Source organism: Commensalibacter sp. W6292M3, from assembly GCF_016101315.1.
Lineage (GTDB): Bacteria > Pseudomonadota > Alphaproteobacteria > Acetobacterales > Acetobacteraceae > Commensalibacter > Commensalibacter melissae.
On sequence record NZ_JACFQT010000001.1, the window covers coordinates 533,957 to 554,634 of the forward strand.

Here is a 20,678-nt window from a genome sequence, read left to right on the forward strand (position 1 = left end):
TTAATGGAGAAACAAAGTGATTATTGGTATTGGGTCAGATTTATGTGACATTCGTCGTATCGAAAAAGTCATTACACACCATAAGGAACGTTTTCTTCATCGTATATTTACTGATAAAGAGATAAAAAAGGCTGAAACGCGATCAGACAAACTTAAGTCTGGAACTTATGCCAAGCGGTGGGCAGCAAAGGAGGCCTGTGCCAAGGCATTGGGTACGGGATTTACAGAAGAGGTTTTTTACAAGGATATTGAAATTGTCAATAACGAAAAAGGTAAACCGACATTAAGATTATATAATGGCGCTTTCAGATCTTTACAAAAATTAATTGATAAAAATAAAAAAACGAATATTTTACTGACCATGAGTGATGAATATCCTTATGCATTTGCGCAAGTTATTATTGAAATGCTTCCAATGAATACCGTAAATGAACAGTGATCGTGAAACTTTGAAATACCGCATCTAAATCGGGCACCTATTAGGAATTTAACAAGATAGATTGTTTATATGGAAAATAATCAGGATAAGATAAATAAACCTGTAAAAGATACAGGAAATAATGAAAAACATGATTCAATATGGCATCAGATCAAGGAATTGATTTCTACTATCTTTTGGGGTGGTCTTATTATTCTTGTTATACGCATTTTACTATTCGAGCCCTGCAATATCCCATCTGGTTCAATGATCCCGACCCTTTTGGTTGGGGATTATATTTTTGTTAGTAAATACAGTTATGGGTATTCTCGCTATTCCTTACCTTTCTATCATCCGGATCTTAAAGGCAGGCTATGGTATAAAGCTCCGAAAAGAGGAGATGTAGCTGTTTTCAGAAGTACTAAGCCTCCCTACGATTACTACGTAAAAAGAATTATCGGTTTGCCGGGAGACACTGTTCAGGTAAAAAATAGTGTTTTATACGTAAATGGCAAGGCCGTTGAACGTCAATTTAGAGGAGAATATCACTATAAAGAGAATTCTTCTGTTCCTGTTGAAGTGGATCATCGATTTACTGAACTCCTACCAGCCAATAGCAAAATTGTTAAACACGATATTCTGCAAAAAGATTTTGATGAATATGAACAATCTCCCTATTTATGGAATGGGGAATTAAACGTAAATAATACTGTTATCTACAAGGTGCCTCAGGGACATTTTTTCGCTATGGGTGATAATCGTGAACATAGTGCGGACAGTCGATTCACAGATCCTAATTCGCCAGATTATCTTGGATATGTCCCAATTGATCACTTAATCGGGAAAGTGCAGTTTATTTTTTATTCTTATGATAGTCAGCATCCAGTTTGGCAATTTTGGTATTGGCCAGTTGAAATACGTTGGGATAGATTGTTTAAAGCGGTAAAATGACAAAAATAACTATTAACTCCCTGAACTCTTCTGAAAAAGAACTTGAAAATAAACTGGGATATGAATTTGTAAAAAAGTCATTGTTCCGAAAGGCTTTAACCCATCGTTCCGCAGTGTATGAACAAAAATATGCACATAAAAAAAGGAAAAGAGCCCGGTCAAATGAACGGTTGGAGTTTATTGGTGATCGTGTTTTAGGATTGGTGATGGCGGAATGGTTATTGGAACGTTTTCCGGATGAGCAGGAAGGTGATCTTGGACCTCGTCATGCCAATCTTGTGTCCAAAACAGTTTTGGCAAAAATAGCATCAAAACTTGAAATTCATAATAGTATTCATGTTGCGTCACATGAAGAAAAAGCCGGGGTCAATTATACCGAAAGTGTTCTGGCTGATGCTGTAGAGGCTATTTTGGGGGCGATGTATCTTGATGGAGGACTTGAACCTGTCAGAAAATTCGTCCGTAAATTATGGGTTGATATTATGAAAGCGCAGGCGCTGCCTCCCAAAGATTCAAAAACAGCATTGCAAGAATGGCTGTTGACAAGAGGATTGCCTTTACCAGTATATGAATTGGTTTCCCAGGAGGGTCCGTCCCATACGCCTGTATTTATTATAAACGTCAAGGCACAAAATATGGAGGGACAAGGTAAAGGGGGAAGCAAAAGAAGTGCACAGAGTGCGGCAGCCAAGGATTTGCTGGGCAAACTAAATAAGGTTAATAAAATCAAGAGACAGGGTAATAAGTGATGCGTTGCGGTTTTGTTGCATTAATAGGCGCACCAAATGCTGGTAAATCAACTTTGTTAAATCAAATGGTAGGGGCGAAATTGTCAATTGTCAGCCCCAAGGCACAAACAACAAGAATGAGGATATTGGGAATTGTTATGCATCAGCAATCTCAAATTCTTTTGGTCGATACACCAGGTATATTTAAGCCTAAAAGACGTCTGGACGAATTGATGGTTTCAAATGCCTGGACCGGTGCGGTGGATTCAGATATAACCCTTTTTATTCTGGATGCACATAATGGATTAAATGAAGAGATTAACCTTATAATTCAAAAATTGAAGGAAACTAGCCGCCGTATTTGGTTGGTATTAAATAAAATTGATAAAATTATCCCTCAGAAACTGTTACCTCTTGCAGATCAGGTTAATAGTTTACTTTCAATAGAACGTAGTTTTATGGTGAGTGCGAAAAAGGGGAATGGTGTAAATGATTTAATGGAAGCACTGGCAAAAGAGGTTCCTGAAGGGCCATGGCTATATCCAGATGATGATTTGACCAATTTGCCAGACCGGTTGCTTGCTGCCGAGTTGGTGCGTGAACAAATTTTTATGAAGACTCATGAAGAAATTCCTTATGCAATAACTGTTGAAACAGAAAGTTTCAAAGAAAAATCTGATCATTCAATACGGGTTGATTTGGTAATATATGTCTCTAAACCCAATCACAAAGCGATTATAATTGGGCATCAAGGACAAAAAATACGAATGATCGGTGAACGGGCCCGAAAAGAACTTTCTCGTTTATTGGAACGGCCATGTCACGTTTTTTTAACAGTTAAGGAAAGAAAGAATTGGGATAGTGAAAATAATCGATTAAAAGCCATAGGGCTTGATCTTTCATAGGATAAGCATTGTTTGTTAATCAATTAAAATTTATTTTCATTCTTTCAAAATTTTAATGGCTGATATAATATCTTTAACCACTTAAAAAAAACTTTATTTACAATGTGAATTTATAATGGTTTCTTCAGAAAAAATTGTTCCTAAACGAGTTTTATTGAAAATTTCAGGTGAGGCTTTACTGGGTGAAGGTAGTTATGGTATCGATCCCAAAGTTGCAAACGCTATTGTAAGCGATATCGCCAATGTTGTTAAGTCTGGTGTGGAAGTTTGTTTGGTAATCGGTGGTGGCAATATTTTTCGTGGCATGACTGCAGCCTCCAAGGGAATAGATCGTGTTCATGGTGATTATGCTGGAATGCTGGCTACAGTGATTAACGCAATTGTTTTGCATAATGTTTTGGAACAGCATCATATTGAAAGCTGTATCATGTCGGCGATTGATATTCCTCAGATTGCAGAAAATTATGTAAGAAACAAGGCCATTTCACATATAAAACAGGGACGGGTGGTTATTTTTGCGGCGGGTACGGGAAATCCCTATTTTACTACGGATACAGCTGCAGCGTTGCGAGCCATTGAGATGGGATGTGATATTATGCTGAAAGGGACACAGGTTGACGGTGTCTATGATAGCGACCCCAAGAACAATCCTGATGCCAAAAGATATGATACAATCACCTATTCTGAGGCTCTCATCAAGGAATTAAATATCATGGATGCGACGGCTTTCAGTCTGGCTCAGGATAATAAGTTGCCAATGATAGTGTTTAATGTACACAAAGAGGGCAATTTTGAAAATGTGTTATTGGGGAATGGTGTTTGTACCAGAGTGGTTGCTTCTTCTTCAAATCATAAGTAAAAGATAAATTAAATAATCTTAATAATTTTAAAAGGTGTTGATGTGGTTGATGATATTAATAGTTTAAAGCAGGATCTGACACGACGTATGCAGAGTGCTATTGAATCTTTTAAGCATGATCTGGCAGGGTTGCGTTCGGGACGTGCAACTCCGGCCTTGCTGGAGCCTATTCGCGTTGATGCTTATGGAAGCATTACACCAATTACTCAGGTCGCTTCCATTACAGCGCCAGAATCACGAATGTTATCTGTTCAAGTATGGGACAAGACGCTAGCATCCGCTGTAGACAAGGCGATAAGGGAAAGTGGGTTGGGATTAAATCCTATTCCTGACGGGCAATTAATTAGAGTGCCTATTCCACAGTTAACCGAAGAGCGACGTAATGAAATGGTTAAGGCTGCAAGCCGGTATGCTGAAAATGCAAAAATTGCGGTGAGGGGTGTTCGTCGTGATGGAATGGACAAAACCAAAGCTGCTGAAAAAAAAGGTGAAATCAGTCAAGATGATGTAAAAGATTGGTCTGATGAAATTCAGAAAATAACAGATCAGTATGTCAATAAAATTGATGAGGTTTTTGCTGAAAAAGAACGTGACATTAAACAGGTATAGATCATAAACATCAGGTTGATAATTAATGGTTTTACCTACTGTTCATGATAATGTCAAAATATCATCAACAATGGATGATTGTGAAATACCCCAACATGTTGCGATCATTATGGATGGCAACAGTCGTTGGGCGGCTGCAAGAGGATTGCCGAGAATTGCCGGACATCGTGCAGGTGCACAGGCGGTTAAACGAAGTATAGAATTTGCTATTGAAAAAAAGATAAGATGGTTGACTCTTTATGCGTTTTCTTCTGAAAATTGGCAAAGAACTCCAGAGGAAGTATCAGATTTAACCGGCCTTTTGAAATTTTACCTTAAAAGTGAAGTTAAAAAGCTTCATAAGCAGAATATTCGTATTCGTATAATTGGTGATATTACACGTTTTGACCAAAATCTTCAAAACGATTTGCATGCAGTGGAATATTTGACAAAGAATAATGATGCGCTTGTCCTGACTTTGGCTCTTTCCTACGGAGGGAGAGGAGAGGTTATTCAGGCAGTTAAGAGAATTTGTCAGGATCGGGTTGACAAGTTGCTTGATTCACGGGACATAACAGAAGATTTATTTGCATCATATCTTTTTACGGCAGATATACCAGATCCAGATCTTATTTTACGAACAAGTGGTGAAAGCAGATTATCAAATTTTCTTTTATGGCAGGCCGCTTATGCTGAATTAATTTTCATTGATACGCTTTGGCCAGATTTTGACAAAAAGGATTTTGATAGGGTTATAGATATTTATATTCGTCGGGAACGACGTTTTGGTGCCAGACCGGGATTAGAAGATAGTGAATAGTAATCAACAAGCTTCCTGGCAGGATTTGCCTGTACGAATTGTTTCTGCAGTGATTATTGTTCCTGTTGCTTTGATTTGTATCGTATGGGGTGAATGGTATTACATCGGTATGATTTCCATTATAAGTATCGTAATGGTATATGAATGGGAAAATCTTTTTAAAATAAGTTATAAAAATTTTAAAGGATGCCTGTTTTTATTTTGGCCCGTTATAGCCTATTGCGCTGCCCTTGAAGGGATGTGGACACAATCGCTTTATATCATATTGGGGTTTGCCTTTATCTTTGGACCACAATTATGGTTGGGATCAGTGATTATCGGTGGTGCTGGTTTATCTTTATTATGGCTAAGATTTATGACAGGCTTTCAAACCTGGATGATCATCTGGATTGTTTCGGTTGTTATTGCAAGTGACAGTTGTGCCTATCTTGTTGGAAAACTTGTTGGTGGTCCCAAACTCATTCCTTCTGTCTCTCCTGGCAAAACCTGGTCGGGGGCTATAGGTGGATTGATTGGTGCTGGCTGCGTCGGAGCCTGTATCATTGGATATTTGAATCAAGGAATAGAATATTCCTATCTTATCGGATGTGTCTTGAGTGTTCTTATCGGTATTATGGCGCAAATTGGTGATTTGCTTGAAAGTAAACTCAAACGTATTTTAGGTGTTAAAGATTCAGGCAAAATCATTCCCGGACATGGGGGGGTTCTGGATCGTTGCGATGCTTTGTTGACAGTATCAATTTTGGTTGCTCTTCTTACTTTTTTCCTGCCATCTGAAATAGAGGGTGTCAAATGGAATGGTGGATCGCTAGCTAGTAATCAATTAATATTTAATATAAAACCTAATATACCTTTATATTTGTTTAAATAATAAAGGGAGCATTCTGGTTTTGGACATGATGAGGATTTTCGGGAAATGAAGACGGTTTCAATATTGGGTTGTACAGGAAGTATTGGGTGTTCGACAGTTGATCTCTTGTTGCAAGATCCCCAGGCGTTCAAAACAGTTGCCTTGATTGGGGGCAAGAATTTTAAAAGACTTGCTGAACAGGCAATTAAGCTTAATGCTGAATATGCTGTTATTGCAGATGATCAATTTTTACCACAATTGAAAGAATTGCTGAATTCTTTCCCTGTAAAGGTAATGGGGGGACGTCAGGCTGTCTTGGAAGCGGCAGCTATTCCTGTTGATTGGACAATGGCGGCTATTACCGGTGCCATTGGCTTGGAACCAACTTTGGCCGCCGTTAAAAACGGTCGTTATGTTGCCTTGGCTAACAAAGAGGCCTTGGTTTCAGCTGGAGATGTGATGTTAAAGGCCGTGAAAGAGGCCGGCGCGACATTACTTCCTGTTGATTCCGAGCATAATGCTGTTTTTCAGTCAATGGCGGACAAACAATATAATGCAATTGAAAAAATTATTCTTACCGCCTCTGGTGGGCCATTTCGAAAATTTTCCCTTGAAGAGATGAAAAATGTTTCACTAGATCAGGCATTAAAACATCCGACATGGACGATGGGTGCCAAGATTACCATTGATTCAGCAACAATGTTTAATAAAGGGTTGGAAATTATTGAGGCGGCCAGGTTGTTTTCCGTAAGCGAGAATAAAATTGATGTTTTAATCCACCCCCAATCCATTGTACACAGTATGGTACAATATGAAGATGGAAGTATCTTGGCACAACTTGGTTCTCCAGATATGAGAATTCCAATTGCTCATACTCTGGCGTGGCCGAAGAGAATGTATTCAAATGTTGAACGATTGAATCTTGCCAAGGCAGGAAAGTTGGATTTTGAAGCACCTGACGAAACAAGATTTCCAGCTTTAAGATTGGCGCGTGAATCCTTGAAAGCTGGTAAATGTGCGCCAACTATTCTATCAGCAGCCAATGAAGTGGCAGTTGATGCATTTCTTCATGAAAAAATTCGTTTTCTCCATATAGCGGTTCTAGTTGAAACCGTCATGCAAAAACTTGGTGCACCGACGGCGAATTCACTAGAAGATGTGTTGCATTGGGATATGGAAGCTCGTCGTTGCGCAAAAGAGTGGCTGAACAATTACAATAACTAATCTAAGAAATATAGGGTAAGACTGGATGCATGCGTTTATAGTAACAATTATCTCTTTCATATTTGTATTAGGAGTGCTTGTATTCATTCATGAACTTGGTCATTATTTGGCTGCACGTTGGCGTGGGGTTCATGTTGACGTATTTTCAATTGGTTTTGGCAAACCGCTATATAAATGGCGTGATAAAGTTGGAACCGAATGGCGGTTATGTCCTATTCCGTTGGGTGGTTACGTAAAACCGCATGGATTTGAAGATCCGGAAGATGCCACGGATGAACAAAAAGCAAATTGGATTCCGGGGAAGACATTTCATGCAAAACCTGTATTGGATCGTTCAATCGTTATTTTTGCAGGACCTTTTTTTAATTTTGTTTTAGCCGTGATCCTGTTTGCCGGTGTATTCGCAATTTCAGGTAAACCTTTTATTAAACCAGTGGTGGAAAATATTGTTCCCAATAGTGCTGCCAGTCAAGCTGGTATGAAGCCTCATGATATAATTATTCAAATTGACAAATATAAAAATCCTGATGCTCAATCCCTGGCTTTATTTGCGAAAAAGCATCCGGGAATGACGACAACGATGATTGTGAAGAGAGAAGGTAAGGAAGTTTCATTGCCGATCACAATTAGTTCAAAATTAATTGGCCATAAATCAATAGGGCAGTTGGGAATTGTCATGGGCAGAATTTTTGTTGAAAAACATCGATTGTCAATCGAAGATTCTGTCGTGTATGCATTCCGTGAAACATGGAATATAACCGCTGACACTGTTATTGGACTGGGGCAGATGGTTACCAGACAACGTTCCTTGAGTGAACTGGGCGGACCAATAAAAATAGCCCAGATTTCTGGTCAAGTTGCAGAAAAAGGTTTTGATCAATTAATCTTAATGATGGCAGTTTTATCCATTAATTTAGGCCTTATAAATTTGTTTCCGATTCCAATGTTGGATGGAGGACGGTTATTATTTTATGTTATTGAAGCTGTATGTCGTAAACCTGTTCATAAAAAAATTCAGGCATGGGCATTTCAAATCGGTTTCGGATTGATTTTGTTGCTTTTTTTATTTTCAACATATAACGATATATCACAATTGGGTTTGATAAGCTGGTTTACAAGCCACAGTAAATAAATTCTATTCAATTTCTGTAATCAAAAACTTGTAAAAAGGATTAAAAATCGTTACCCCTTTAGTTTAAGAAATAAAATTTGATTTAATTGTTGTATTTCTTGTGATATTGAATTGAATGGATTTGTTTTGGTAATAAAGGGTGGCTGATTTGTCCGGTAAACGTTCGGCGTTGTTTGCTTCTGTATGCATATTTCCTTTTATGTGCGTATCGTTACATGCTCAAACAACAAGTAAAACTTCCTATGCATCTCATCATAAAAAAGCGGATTATCGTCGAAGTTCTATAAAAAAATCCCGTAATAAAAAGCGTTCTGTTGATAATCAAGTAACGAAACAGGGCGGCATTATCCAATCAATTGAAGTATATGGAAATGATCGAGTTGAAACCCCGACAGTTCTTTCTTATATGCTGGCTCAACCAGGTGATCCATTTAATAAGGATTTATTGGATCGTTCTTTAAAAACACTTTATGCCACAGGTTTATTCAAAGATATAAGTCTGCATCGTTCCGGCAGTACGTTACAAATCAAGGTTATAGAGAATCCGATTATCAATCGTGTAGCTTATGAGGGTAATTCCAAACTCAAGGATACGGATATTCAGAAATACACTTCCTTGAGGGCGCGTTCTGTTTATTCCCCTTCACTGATTGCTTCTGATCGTCAGCGTATCCTTGCCATGTATGGTGCAAAAGGACGTTATTCAGTCTCTGTTACGCCACAAATTATCAACCTGTCTCATAATCGTATTGATGTTGTTTTTAGAATTGATGAGGGTCCTAAAACTTTAATTAAAAAACTTACTTTTGTTGGTAACCATGCATTCAGTGAGGCACGTTTAAGTCAGGTAACCTCTTCAAAAGAAGCTGCGTGGTATCGATTCTTTTCCTCTTCCGATCAGTATAATCCGGAACGTGTCCGTTATGATGCGGAATTGATTCGAAGATTTTATTTACGTAACGGTTATGTCGATTTCAAAATGATCAATGCTACGGGTGAATTATCACCTGACCATAAGTCTTTTTACATCACCTATACAATGGAAGAGGGGCCTCAATATCGTCTGGGTAAGGTTGATGCCCGTTCAAATGTTGAAAATGTAACAGCTGAAAAAGTTCAACGGATGATTCCAATACGTAAAGGGCAAATCTATGATGGCAAGGAAATTGATGACTTAGCTAAAGATATTCAGGAGACATTGCAGTCACAGGGGCATCCTTTTGCCGTGGTAAGACCTGAAATTGCGCGTAACCCGGAAAAAAAGATTGTTGATCTGCTTTTTGATGTTATGGAAGGGCCGAGGGTTTATGTTGAGAGAATAGACATTAACGGTAATACGGTGACTCAGGATAAGGTTATCCGTCGTGAGTTGCCTATAGCTGAAAATGATCCTTTTACTGATACAACCGAAAAATATATAAAGCAATCAGTTGAGGATTTGGGATATTTCAAAACTGTCAAAGTAGAAAAAAGTAAAGGTTCCGCTCCTGATAAACGAATGGTTTCTGTAAATGTTCAGGAAAAACCAACAGGTGAATTCTCACTAGGGGGAGGATATTCCACGGATTCCGGTGTGTTGGGAAATATAGGGTTAAGGCAGCGTAATTTCCTTGGAACAGGGGTTGATGCGGGAATTAACGGTACGATGGCCTATTATGCTCGACAAGCTGATTTTTCGATAACAGATCCATATTTTCTGGGTAAAAATATGGTTGCGGGAATTGATATATTCTATCTTGAAAATAATTATCAGACTTATCAGAACTATGCCGAAAACAGGTATGGCGCAACTTTCCGTATCGGATACGCGTTTAATAACGTTCTGTCACAGCAATGGACATATTCGATTATGGAAAGAAGGGTTCATGATATTTGGAGCCACTCATCTTTCTATATTCTTGATCAAAAAGGCTATTCATTCTTGTCGCAAATTGGTACGACGATTACTTATGATACGAGAGATTCGAGAATGAATCCTCACAGTGGAACCTTGGTTCGCCTAGGTGGTGATTTTGCTGGTGTCGGTGGTGACACGAAATATGTTCGCGGTAAAATTGATGCTGCCCAGTATTTCCCCCTGGATGATTTTACCGGTAATCGTGATTGGACATTGAGTATCAGTGGTGGTGCAGGGTATATAAGCGATATTTCAGGACATAATCATAGAAGTGTTATTGATAACTTTTATCTTGGTGGTAACAATTTGCGTGGTTTCTATGATGGTGGAGTTGGACCAAGAACCCATCCAATCAGTCATGTGGTTGAGGGTAAATCCCATGGTGAGGAAGATTTCCTGGGAGGTCGTTTCATGTACACGGCTTCAGCACAAATTAATTTTCCCATGCCCGCTTCACGTGATCTGGGTTTAATGGGTCGTTATTTTGTGGATATGGGTGCTTTGGGAGGAATGCGTGTCAAACGTCGTTATACCAATAAAGCGACTGATGGAGATCGTTATACACCGATTTGGGGAAATTCAATGACACCGCGTGTAAGTACTGGTGCTGGTATCTCATGGAAAAGTCCTTTCGGTATGTTGAATGTTGATGTTGGTATACCTATTGTCAAACAGAGACGTGACCGGGTACAACTATTAAGGTTTGGTTTTGGACAACAGTTTTAAGGATTTATAATGACAAAAAATTTAAAGCTTTTTTTGGCAGTGACAGGGTTAATGATTATTCCTTCATTTTCTGGATTTAATAATTCTGTTCATGCCGCAGACGAGAATAATGGATGGTTCATTCCTAAAGGGAGCCAGACAAAACCTGTTATCAATACGCCAAAAACAGTAAAGCATTCCACTGCTAATGTTAGTAAAGCTGTACCGGTTGCTTCTGTTCCTGACACGGATGATTCCGATGAAACCGATATGCAGAATCAAAATCAGCCTGTTTTGCCATTACCACCAATTCCGACACCAGCCCCTATTGCAAAATCCAATCCACCACCACAGGCTGTAATTGGGGTAATCAGTGTTCCGGATGTTATGCGTCAATCAACCGCTTATCTTGAAGCCTCAAAATTATTGGAAGCTCGTAGGGACAATCTGCAACAGGATGTTCAAAAAGAACAAAAAGTTTGGCGTTCGGAACAGCAGCAAATTCAGGCAAAAGCTAGAACAATGACTTCTGAACAAATTCAATCGCGTGCACGTCAGTTACAGGCACGTGTTTTAAAGGCACAAAAGGATTTTCGCAATCGAAGCAGGATTATTCAAGAGGCGGCACAAGTTTCTTTTGGACAGATTGAACGTGAATTGATTCAGATTATTCAGAATGTGGCTTCCAGTCATAATATGAATTTGGTACTACATCGTGAGCAAGTCGCATTAAGCGTTAATGAGCTCGATATTACAAATGATGTTTTAAAAGAGCTTAATAAAAATCTACCATCTGTTTTTGTACCTGCGGCAAATGTCGATCCTGAAGAATTGGCAAAAAGTGGAACAATGCCAACAACAGCGAATCCTGAACCTCAAAAACCTCAGACCAAAGCGGTTGAACCAAAGAAAACAACTAAATAATTAATAAAATCAAGTGTTATTATAAAGTGAATCTGAATACGATTAACAATTGTCCTGGTGATTCTCGTTTTTTTAAAAAGTCTGCACCTATTGCCCTGGAACAGATTATTGGGACTTCTGAAGCCAAATTTGTTCCAGCATACAATGGTCGAGATAAATCTTTTGATTTAATGGGAATTGCGCCTTTGCAATCAGCCTCGCAAAATGAGGTTAGTTTTCTTGATAATAAACGATATATTAACTTGCTATCTCAAACAAAAGCCGGATTAATAATTGTTTCACCTGCTTTTGCAGATAAAATACCCCATCATTCTCATGCTTTGGTAACAAAAAATCCGTATTTGGAATGGGCGAGAATAGCATCTTTGTTTTATCCTAAAAGTTCGGTTCAAGCCGGTATTCATTCTTCTGCCTGTATTGACTCAACTGCCCAGATTGATGATGAAGTTGAAATCCAGGAATTTGTAGTGATAAAGGCAAACGTGAAAATTGGAAAGGGTTCAATTATTGGGTCACATACTGTCATTGAACAGGGTGTGGAAATTGGTGAAAACTGTCGAATTGGAAGTCATGTTTCTTTGAGCTGTGCAATTCTGGGGAATAGAATTACATTATATCCAGGAGTTAGGATAGGACAGGATGGATTTGGTTTTGCCATTAGTGAACATGGTTTTTTAAGTGTGCCTCAAATTGGTAAAGTTATCCTGAAAGACGATGTTGAAATTGGTTCTAACTCAACAATTGATCGGGGATCGGTAAGAGATACGGTTATTGGTGAAGGATCGAGAATAGATAATCTAGTTCAAATCGGACATAATGTCCAAATGGGAAAATGCTGCATTGTGGTAGCCCAGGCTGGAATATCCGGCTCGACCCGATTGGAGGATTTCGTTACAATTGCTGCACAGGCAGGTTTGATTGGACATATCCATATTGGGGAACATGCCCGAATAGGTGCACAATGTGGTGTAATGTCGGATATTGATGCTAAATCCGATGTAATTGGTAGTCCGGCAATGCCTTTTCGAGAGTTTTTCAGAAATGTTGCTTTTTTAAGGCGTCTTGTTAAGTCGTCTTCAAAAGAAAAAGAATGAACATTCTTGTTTTGCAATAATAATTAATTTTTTCGTTCTTATAATGGTTTGAAAACGTGAATAAAAATCCAGAAAATTCTACAGTTCAATCAGATACAATAAATAGTGAAATCGATATATCTGTTATTGATATCGAGGGAATAATGAAGGCTATTCCACATCGATATCCATTTTTGCTTATTGATCGTGTAGTCGATGTAAAATTGGGAAGCTCTGCAACAGGGATTAAGAATGTTACGGTAAATGATCAGTTTTTTATTGGGCATTTTCCGGGACATCCTGTTATGCCTGGTGTTTTAATAATTGAAGCTATGGCTCAGACGGCAGCGGTTTTGGTCGTAAAAACACTCGGAAGTGAATTCGAAGGTAAACTTGTATATTTTATGACTGTGGATAGCGCGAAATTCAGAAAGCCGGTTGTTCCAGGGGATCAATTGCATATTCATGTGGAAAAAGAACGTAACCGTGCAAATGTCTGGAAATTTCGCGGTATAGCAAAAGTTAATGGAGTTTCAGTGGCTGAGGCAATTTTCAGTGCCATGATTGTTGGCTAAAAATTCATTTATGGAAATATTTAAAATATAAACTTAATTTTATCATAATTATAAGTATTGAGTTGTTTTAAAGTATTTTAAGGGGATGGAGGAAACTCTGACAAAAAATATACAAAAAAATCGTTCCTCTCGTGATTGTTATATCCATCCATCGGCAATTGTGTCTGAAAAAGCTAAGTTGGGACAGGGAATACATATTGGTCCATGGTGTATTGTTGGTGATGATGTTGTTGTTGAAGATGGTGCAAAACTTATAGCAAATGTCATTGTCGAGGGAAAAACTGTTTTGGGTAAAGATTCAGTCTATTATCCATTCTCTACAATTGGTCTGGCCCCGCAAGATTTGAAATATAAAGGTGAGTTGACAAGCTGTATCATTGGTGCCCGTACCATTGTTCGGGAACAAGTGACAATTCATCGCGGAACAGCTATCGGAAATGGGGTGACCCGCGTAGGTTCCGATTGTCTGATAATGGTTAACTCTCATATTGCACATGATTGCTATTTAGGAGATAGAGTGATCATTGTGAACAATGTTGTTCTAGGGGGGCATGTTCACATAGATGATGATGCACGAATTATGGGATGTGCAGCTATTCATCAATTCGTAAGAATTGGTAGAGGGGCCCTGGTAGGGGGTGTAACAGGAGTTGAATCTGATGTCATACCCTATGGTAGTGTAATAGGTAATCGGGCCCGTTTGGTGGGAATGCATTGGATTTGGCTGAAACGAAATGGGGTTAAAAATCAGGAGTTGCATGCTTTAAGAGGCGTTTATCGAATTCTTTTCCCGAAAGAAAATGAACAAGAAATGGTTTTTGATGAACGGTTGAAATTAGTGCACGAAAAATTTGGACATATTGAGCGTGTAAAGGAAATACTGGATTTTATTCAGAATCCGAGCCGACGTGGATTGGTTAAAGTTGGACGCATGATTTCCTCTTCTGAAAATGATGATTAAATATTAGATGGATAAAGACCGACAACAGCCTGTTTTAGGTATCTTGGCAGGAGGAGGACCTTTGCCAGGAAAGGTTGCAGAAGCTGCAAAGAAAAAAGGATATTCTATTTTTATTGTAGCTTTTAAGGATTTTGCAGAACCTCATATTGTCAGCTCTTGGCCACATGAATATGTAAGATTAGCCGCTGCAGGACGTATTCTAAATACTTTACGCCAGAATAATTGTAAAGAACTTGTCTTGATTGGACCAGTGAAACGACCATCGTTTTTTGATCTTCGTCCAGACCCGGAAGGGGTAAGAATATTAGGAAAAATAGGTAAGGCCCTTTTTGCTGGAGATGATGGATTGCTTGCCTCCCTTGTTCGTGTGCTAAATGAGGAAGGGTTTACAGTACGAGGAGCTCATGAATTTTTACAGCCTGTATATGAGGGAATTTTAGGAGATGTTATTCCAGATAAATTGGCTTTACAGGATATTGCTAAAGGAATTAAAATTAATAAAGTTATAGGAGAGCTTGATATTGGACAGGCATGTATTGTTCAAAATGAATTGGTTATTGCTGTAGAAGCCATGGAAGGAACTGATGCCATGTTAAAACGGGCGAAAGACTGTCAGCAACCAGGTTTGGGCGGCATTTTGATCAAACAGGTCAAACCGAATCAGGAACGAAAAGCCGATATGCCAACCATTGGTCCAAAAACGGTATATAATGCCCATTATTCCGGATTAAGAGGTATCGCCTTCGAGGCAGAGGGAACATTATTAATCCACAAAGACGAAATGGTTGCAATTGCAAATCAAAAAGGCCTGTTTCTGTTAAGCTATAATCCTGTGACATTTGAACAAAAATATTTGCGTAAGGAAAATTGAATGTCAATGTTTTTACATACAATGCTTCGGGTTTTCGATCTTGACAAGTCCATTTCATTTTATAAAACGCTGGGGCTTCATGAAGTGCGTCGTAAGGATGTGCCAGAGGGTAAGTATACATTGGTTTATATGGCCTATCAAGGTAATGACAAAGGTGGGGCAGAACTCGAACTGACCTATAATTGGGGATGTGAAACGCCCTATAATGTGGGAACAGGATTTGGTCATCTTGCTTTTGGTGTTGATGATGTTACCCAATTGGTTGAGAAAATTAGACAATCGGGTGGCAAAATTACTCGTGAACCAGGACCCGTTAAATTTGGGAAAACATTCATAGCTTTTGTGGAGGATCCAGACGGTTACAAAATTGAACTCATTCAAAATGATTAGAATAAATTATCAATCTTTTTTGTGGTATTTAGATAATCAGAAGTTTTTTCAATAGAACTGGCGATTGATTCTGCTGATTGAATAATTTTTTTATCAGCAGATTTATTGAGGATGATGCGATCGGCCTGTAATAAGGCTGGTGATAACAAGCCCTTAACATCATGTCTTAAAAGTGAAAGTTGTCGATAATGATTGTCTTTAACTTTATATATTTGCGATTGAAACAAGAAATTCATTAGAAAAAGAGTTGCACAAAAAATCAGGCAACCAGACAGCAAAATCAGCTTTATATCTAAATTGTATTTATAGAGTAACATTAAAATTAAATAAACCAAAACGCCTTCAAGCAAATAGGCAACATAATTTAATAAATTTTTGCATAAATAGAATTGATTTTTATGAAATGTCATTTTCAAGCATTATATATATTGAGTAATTCTCTTAAATTATCATAAAAAACATTTTATGGCTATTGAGTTTGATTGACGATTTCCCATAATCAGATTATAAACAGCTTTTTAAGAGTTATTATTCTGTTGACCTTTGATGGCTTATTCTGGAATAAATACAATTTGCAATATTTTTAAGGAGAAATTTCGTGAAGCGTACCTATCAACCTTCCAAAATTGTTCGTAAACATCGCCACGGTTTTCGTGCACGTATGGCTACTGTTGGCGGTCGCAAGGTTATTTCAAGTCGTAGGGCCAAAGGTCGTAAACGTCTTTCTGCGTAAGATCTGCTTTGTCAGAACGACTTTTTAGAAAGATAAGGTTACAAAGGGTTCAGTCAATTCAATCCGATTTTAAGCTTTTACACTTGAAAAAAAGAGTGCACTTTTTGAAAGTGGCTGCTCAAGGGCAAAAAATCCCTACATCCAGTTTGGTATTACAATTCTTGAACAGGCATGATAATCAACCGGGAAGGGTAGGGTTTACCGTAACAAAAAAAGTAGGAAACGCGGTTGTACGAAACCGTATAAAACGCCGGTTACGAGCCGTGATTTATCAAGCTGGAAAAGAAATATGTCTATGTGGAGTTGATTTGGTTCTAATAGGACGTAGCAAAACTTTTTCAAAACCTTATCTCCATATCGTTCACGATTTTTACCAGGCTTTAAAGAAAGCTGGCATGAAATTTGATACGTAAATGAAAAAATTGCTTATTCATTCAATTGATTTTTATCGGTTGTGTATAAGCCCATTTTTGGGACATAATTGTCGTTTTAATCCAAGTTGTAGTGAATATATGAAGATAGCTATAGAACAACATGGTGTTGTAAAGGGCATTTTATTTGGTGGATGGCGCATTTTGCGATGTAACCCTTGGAATGCGGGTGGACATGACCCTGTTCCTCCCAAAAAAACAAGTTATTAGTTTTTAAAACAAAGAATGATTGGCTGGCTTTGAATGGATAATAAGCGCTTTTTTCTGGCGACTTTACTTTCTGTTTTAATTCTTTTTGCATTTGAATATTTTACGCCTCAAACGTCTTCAGTGCATGAAAATGAAAAACAGGTGACTCAACAAACTGGAACCGGACAGTCCCAATCCAATATTCCTCATGAAATTAAAACAATAGCAAAAGTGACTGGTCCTGAAATAAGAATTCCTTTTGAGGCAAACGCTGTAAAAGGATCAATCAATCTTCGGGGTGCGGTTTTCGATGATTTGGTTTTAAAAAACTATCATGAAACGGTTAAAGCTGATTCACCATTGGTTAGAGTCCTTGACAAGGCAGATAGTAAAGAACCCAATTATATTGAAACAGGTTGGTTTAATACGGATAATACGTCTGTTAAATTTCCTGATTCAACTTCTGTATGGAAGGCAGATGAAGAAAAATTAACTCCTGGCCATCCTTTAACCCTGACTTGGGATAATGGTGCAGGAATTGAATTCCAGAAAATTATTTCACTTGATAAGGAATATCTTTTTCATATTGAGCAAAAGGTTAAAAATAAATCAAGTCAACCTGTTCATTTTGTTTTTTATGGACGTGTTAATCGTGGATATGCACCAAAAGAGGTTGGTGGATATTTAATGCATGAAGGGCCATTAGGAATTATAAATGATCGTCTGGAACAAAATTCCTATAAATATCTGCGGGAAAATTCCAAAGGGGAACATCATATTGCCTGGAGTCAGAACAGTAAAGGGGGCTGGGCGGGTATAACCGATAAATACTGGTTAAATGCCATTGTTCCACAACAGGACAAGAATGTAACAGTTCATTATGGATTTGTTCCAGAAGATCATGCGAATAATTCAGGAAATTCAGAAAATCAAAAAGGGACATACCAGGTTGGTTTCACTTCACAACAGCCAATTTCTGTAGGACCTGGTGAGGTTGTCGTAACGGATGGAAATGTATTTTCTGGTGCGAAAGAACTTCACCTTCTTAACCGCTATGAAAAAGAATATCATATTCCCAATTTCTGGAAATCTGTTGATTTCGGGTGGTTTTCATTTCTTACCTATCCAATTTTTATCGTTCTGGATTGGTTAAATGGTTTATGGGGTAATTTCGGTCTTGCTTTATTAACATTTACCTTGATTGTAAAACTTGTTTTTTATCCTTTGGCTTCAAAACAATTTCATTCGATGGGCAAGATGAAAGAATTGCAGCCAAAAATGAAAGAAATTCGTGAACGCTATAAAGGCGACCAGACACAGATGAATCAGCAGATGATGCTATTGTACAAGGAGCAGGGGGTAAATCCTGCCAGTGGTTGTTTGCCGATGTTAATTCAGATTCCGATTTTCTGGTGTTTGTATAAGGATTTGTACGTCACAATTGAAATGCGACATGCGCCGTTTTTTGGATGGATTCATGATTTGTCAGCACCGGATCCAACGAATATACTGAATTTATTTGGTCTTATTCCTTTTGATCCTTCTGTTATTTCACCTTTGTTGCATGTCGGTATCTGGCCTTTGTTATTTGGGGCAACAATGTTCTTGCAGCAAAAATTGAATCCTGCAGTAATTGATCCTGTCCAGAAGAAAATGTTTCAATTGATGCCAGTTATTTTTACGGTTGTACTGGCTACGCAACCTGTTGGATTGGTAATTTATTATAGTTGGAACAACCTGTTAACAGCAATTCAGCAGCTTGTTATTCAAAAACATATGGCAATCAAGGAAAAGCAAGCCATTTCTAAATCAAAAAAAGGATAGGTAGCCATGTTTTCAAAAGATGGCATATCCACTCATCAAAATGATGAAAATGCCCAGTTTATTGAAGCTGGGCGGCTTCTTTTTTCTCGAGAAGCAAAATTTTTCTTTGGTGCACAACGGTTAAATCAGCTTGAACCCTCCTTATTACCGGAAGTTGCTTTTGCCGGACGTTCAAATGTAGGTAAATCGAGTTTGATTAATGCGTTAACAGGGCAAAAAATGCTGGCAAGAGCTTCTTCAGAGCCAGGTAGAACTCAACAATTGAATTTTTTCAATATTGGTGGTTGTTTGGTCTTTGTTGATATGCCAGGCTATGGTTATGCCAAGGCCTCTCAATCCGTTAAAAAAGATTGGCAAAAGATGATGTTTTCCTTTTTAAGGGGAAGACCAACGCTTTTAAGGGTTATGCTTTTGCTTGACGCTCGTATAGAGCTAAAAGAAAGTGATCATCAGATTATGAATTTATTGGATAGAGCGGCTGTTACATTTCAGATTGTAATGACAAAATGTGATGGTTTGAGCTCGGTTCAATTTTCACAAAAAGAACAAGAGATAAAGGACTTGATTGCAAAACATACTGCTGCCTATCCTTATATACGTTTTACAAGCAGTCAAAAAAATATAGGTATTCAAGAACTTCGGGCTGATTTGGCTCAGCTTATCTAAGAGAATCATCAGGATTTAACTATTATGGGTAATCATCAATCGTTAGAGTCAGTTAAGGAAGCTGCCAAAGAGGCACATGAACAAGCCAAGACGCTTGCAAGAGCCTTGCCATATTTAAGACGCTATACGGGTGATACGATTGTTATCAAATATGGTGGTCATGCCATGGTTGACAATCACTTGTCAAACGATTTCGGTCATGATATTGCGCTTTTGAAACAGGTTGGAATCAATCCAATAATTGTTCATGGGGGAGGTCCCCAAATAAATCAAATGCTGAAGCGGATGGAAATTGAATCGAATTTCATTGATGGTTTGCGTATTACGAGTGAGGCTATAATTGATGTGATTGAAATGGTTCTGGCCGGGACAGTCAACAAGCAGGTTGCGACCCTCATTAATCAGGCTGGCGCTTTGGCAGTGGGTATATCAGGTAAAGACGGCGGCTTAATCGAGGCGCACAAGCTTGTTAAACATGTCTGGGATGAAACTCTCCAGTGTGAGAAAACAATTGACCTGGGACTGGTTGGTGAACCTGTTCATATTGATCCTAGGGTTTTATATGCTTTATCTGGTTCTGGACTAATTCCTGTTGTCGCACCTATTGGAACCGATAAACAGGGGCAAACCTATAATATTAATGCCGATATTGCCGCAGGGTCAATTGCCGGGGCAGTCAGGGCATCAAGATTATTTATGTTAACTGATGTACCGGGTGTCTTGGATAAAGATGGAAATCTTATTTCTGAATTAACGGAAGAGGAAGCCAAGGAAGCAATAGCATCAGGAATTATAACAGGTGGAATGATTCCAAAGATTGAAACATGTCTAGAGGCAGTTAAAGCTGGCGCCCAAGCTGCAGTAATTATGGATGGACGAGTACCACATGCCTGTTTACTGGAATTATTTACTGAAGGTGGATCAGGGACCTTAATTCGTTCTGGTAAAGTATTATAATATAAAT

At 38.4% G+C, this 20,678-nt stretch carries 24 protein-coding genes; 23 read left to right on the top strand and 1 reads right to left on the bottom strand.

Annotated features, from left to right (window positions below; translation table 11 throughout):
- Window positions 1-16 precede the first annotated feature (16 nt).
- The 17 genes from acpS to gloA all read left to right on the top strand — a co-directional run bounded on the left by acpS (window position 17) and on the right by gloA (window position 15,871).
- Window positions 17-439, top strand: coding sequence for a holo-ACP synthase (gene acpS, locus H3T57_RS02375; protein ID WP_198193030.1), 423 nt, complete (start codon window positions 17-19; stop codon window positions 437-439).
- Between the two features lie 69 nt (window positions 440-508).
- Window positions 509-1,369, top strand: a complete 861-nt coding sequence (gene lepB / locus H3T57_RS02380) for a signal peptidase I (protein WP_155580531.1) — start codon at window positions 509-511, stop codon at window positions 1,367-1,369.
- Window positions 1,366-2,118 (top strand): ribonuclease III, encoded by a 753-nt coding sequence (gene rnc, locus H3T57_RS02385; RefSeq protein WP_110438159.1) that lies wholly within the window; start codon window positions 1,366-1,368, stop codon window positions 2,116-2,118. The genes lepB and rnc overlap by 4 nt, the downstream gene beginning before the upstream one ends.
- Entirely contained in the window at window positions 2,118-3,002 is an 885-nt protein-coding gene (era, locus tag H3T57_RS02390) for a GTPase Era (RefSeq protein WP_155565586.1), read from the top strand. The genes rnc and era overlap by 1 nt, the downstream gene beginning before the upstream one ends.
- Before the next feature lie 115 nt (window positions 3,003-3,117).
- Entirely contained in the window at window positions 3,118-3,861 is a 744-nt protein-coding gene (gene pyrH / locus H3T57_RS02395; protein WP_110438157.1) for a UMP kinase, read from the top strand.
- Window positions 3,862-3,948: 87 nt separating this feature from the next.
- Window positions 3,949-4,470, top strand: coding sequence for a ribosome recycling factor (frr, locus tag H3T57_RS02400; RefSeq protein ID WP_155565942.1), 522 nt, complete (start codon window positions 3,949-3,951; stop codon window positions 4,468-4,470).
- 25 nt (window positions 4,471-4,495) lie between these two features.
- The gene (locus H3T57_RS02405) at window positions 4,496-5,269 is read left to right on the top strand and encodes an isoprenyl transferase (RefSeq protein ID WP_232349711.1); all 774 of its coding nucleotides are present in this window, start codon (window positions 4,496-4,498) and stop codon (window positions 5,267-5,269) included.
- A complete protein-coding gene (locus H3T57_RS02410) occupies window positions 5,262-6,140 on the top strand; it encodes a phosphatidate cytidylyltransferase (protein WP_198193032.1) in 879 nt (292 codons plus the stop codon). Before H3T57_RS02405 ends, H3T57_RS02410 begins: the two co-directional genes overlap by 8 nt.
- Before the next feature lie 45 nt (window positions 6,141-6,185).
- A complete protein-coding gene (gene dxr / locus H3T57_RS02415; protein WP_155580526.1) occupies window positions 6,186-7,343 on the top strand; it encodes a 1-deoxy-D-xylulose-5-phosphate reductoisomerase in 1,158 nt (385 codons plus the stop codon).
- A 25-nt stretch (window positions 7,344-7,368) separates the two neighbouring features.
- A complete protein-coding gene (gene rseP / locus H3T57_RS02420; protein ID WP_198193040.1) occupies window positions 7,369-8,475 on the top strand; it encodes an RIP metalloprotease RseP in 1,107 nt (368 codons plus the stop codon).
- 199 nt (window positions 8,476-8,674) lie between these two features.
- Window positions 8,675-11,098, top strand: a complete 2,424-nt coding sequence (gene bamA, locus H3T57_RS02425; RefSeq protein ID WP_198193472.1) for an outer membrane protein assembly factor BamA — start codon at window positions 8,675-8,677, stop codon at window positions 11,096-11,098.
- Window positions 11,099-11,149: 51 nt separating this feature from the next.
- Complete coding sequence (locus H3T57_RS02430; RefSeq protein ID WP_122124277.1) at window positions 11,150-12,001, top strand: OmpH family outer membrane protein; 852 nt, start codon at window positions 11,150-11,152, stop codon at window positions 11,999-12,001.
- Between the two features lie 26 nt (window positions 12,002-12,027).
- Entirely contained in the window at window positions 12,028-13,095 is a 1,068-nt protein-coding gene (gene lpxD / locus H3T57_RS02435; RefSeq protein WP_198193042.1) for a UDP-3-O-(3-hydroxymyristoyl)glucosamine N-acyltransferase, read from the top strand.
- A 98-nt stretch (window positions 13,096-13,193) separates the two neighbouring features.
- Window positions 13,194-13,649, top strand: coding sequence for a 3-hydroxyacyl-ACP dehydratase FabZ (fabZ, locus tag H3T57_RS02440; RefSeq protein WP_347400847.1), 456 nt, complete (start codon window positions 13,194-13,196; stop codon window positions 13,647-13,649).
- A gap of 85 nt (window positions 13,650-13,734) precedes the next feature.
- On the top strand, window positions 13,735-14,610 hold the full coding sequence (gene lpxA / locus H3T57_RS02445) for an acyl-ACP--UDP-N-acetylglucosamine O-acyltransferase (protein WP_198193044.1): 876 nt from the start codon (window positions 13,735-13,737) through the stop codon (window positions 14,608-14,610).
- A 7-nt stretch (window positions 14,611-14,617) separates the two neighbouring features.
- Entirely contained in the window at window positions 14,618-15,481 is an 864-nt protein-coding gene (locus tag H3T57_RS02450) for an LpxI family protein (RefSeq protein WP_155566923.1), read from the top strand.
- Window positions 15,482-15,871, top strand: coding sequence for a lactoylglutathione lyase (gene gloA / locus H3T57_RS02455; protein WP_122123706.1), 390 nt, complete (start codon window positions 15,482-15,484; stop codon window positions 15,869-15,871).
- On the opposite strand, the gene H3T57_RS02460 is transcribed toward gloA, so the two are convergent.
- A complete protein-coding gene (locus H3T57_RS02460; protein ID WP_198193046.1) occupies window positions 15,868-16,281 on the bottom strand; it encodes a hypothetical protein in 414 nt (137 codons plus the stop codon). The two genes, gloA and H3T57_RS02460, sit on opposite strands and share 4 nt — an antisense overlap.
- 188 nt (window positions 16,282-16,469) lie before the next feature.
- Between H3T57_RS02460 and rpmH the strand changes: the two genes are divergently transcribed.
- Genes rpmH through argB form a run of 6 tightly spaced genes read left to right on the top strand, consistent with a single transcriptional unit; the run spans window position 16,470 to window position 20,671 of the window.
- A complete protein-coding gene (rpmH, locus tag H3T57_RS02465) occupies window positions 16,470-16,604 on the top strand; it encodes a 50S ribosomal protein L34 (RefSeq protein ID WP_110438144.1) in 135 nt (44 codons plus the stop codon).
- Window positions 16,605-16,660: 56 nt separating this feature from the next.
- Window positions 16,661-17,017 carry a ribonuclease P protein component gene (rnpA, locus tag H3T57_RS02470; RefSeq protein ID WP_198193473.1) on the top strand — a complete coding sequence of 119 codons (357 nt, stop codon included), beginning with the start codon at window positions 16,661-16,663 and terminating at the stop codon, window positions 17,015-17,017.
- Window positions 17,018-17,245 carry a membrane protein insertion efficiency factor YidD gene (gene yidD, locus H3T57_RS02475; RefSeq protein ID WP_198193048.1) on the top strand — a complete coding sequence of 76 codons (228 nt, stop codon included), beginning with the start codon at window positions 17,018-17,020 and terminating at the stop codon, window positions 17,243-17,245.
- 33 nt (window positions 17,246-17,278) lie between these two features.
- Entirely contained in the window at window positions 17,279-19,048 is a 1,770-nt protein-coding gene (gene yidC / locus H3T57_RS02480; RefSeq protein ID WP_198193051.1) for a membrane protein insertase YidC, read from the top strand.
- Between the two features lie 6 nt (window positions 19,049-19,054).
- Window positions 19,055-19,714, top strand: coding sequence for a ribosome biogenesis GTP-binding protein YihA/YsxC (gene yihA, locus H3T57_RS02485; RefSeq protein WP_155565574.1), 660 nt, complete (start codon window positions 19,055-19,057; stop codon window positions 19,712-19,714).
- A gap of 24 nt (window positions 19,715-19,738) precedes the next feature.
- Window positions 19,739-20,671, top strand: coding sequence for an acetylglutamate kinase (argB, locus tag H3T57_RS02490; protein WP_110438140.1), 933 nt, complete (start codon window positions 19,739-19,741; stop codon window positions 20,669-20,671).
- The last annotated feature ends 7 nt before the right edge of the window (window positions 20,672-20,678 follow it).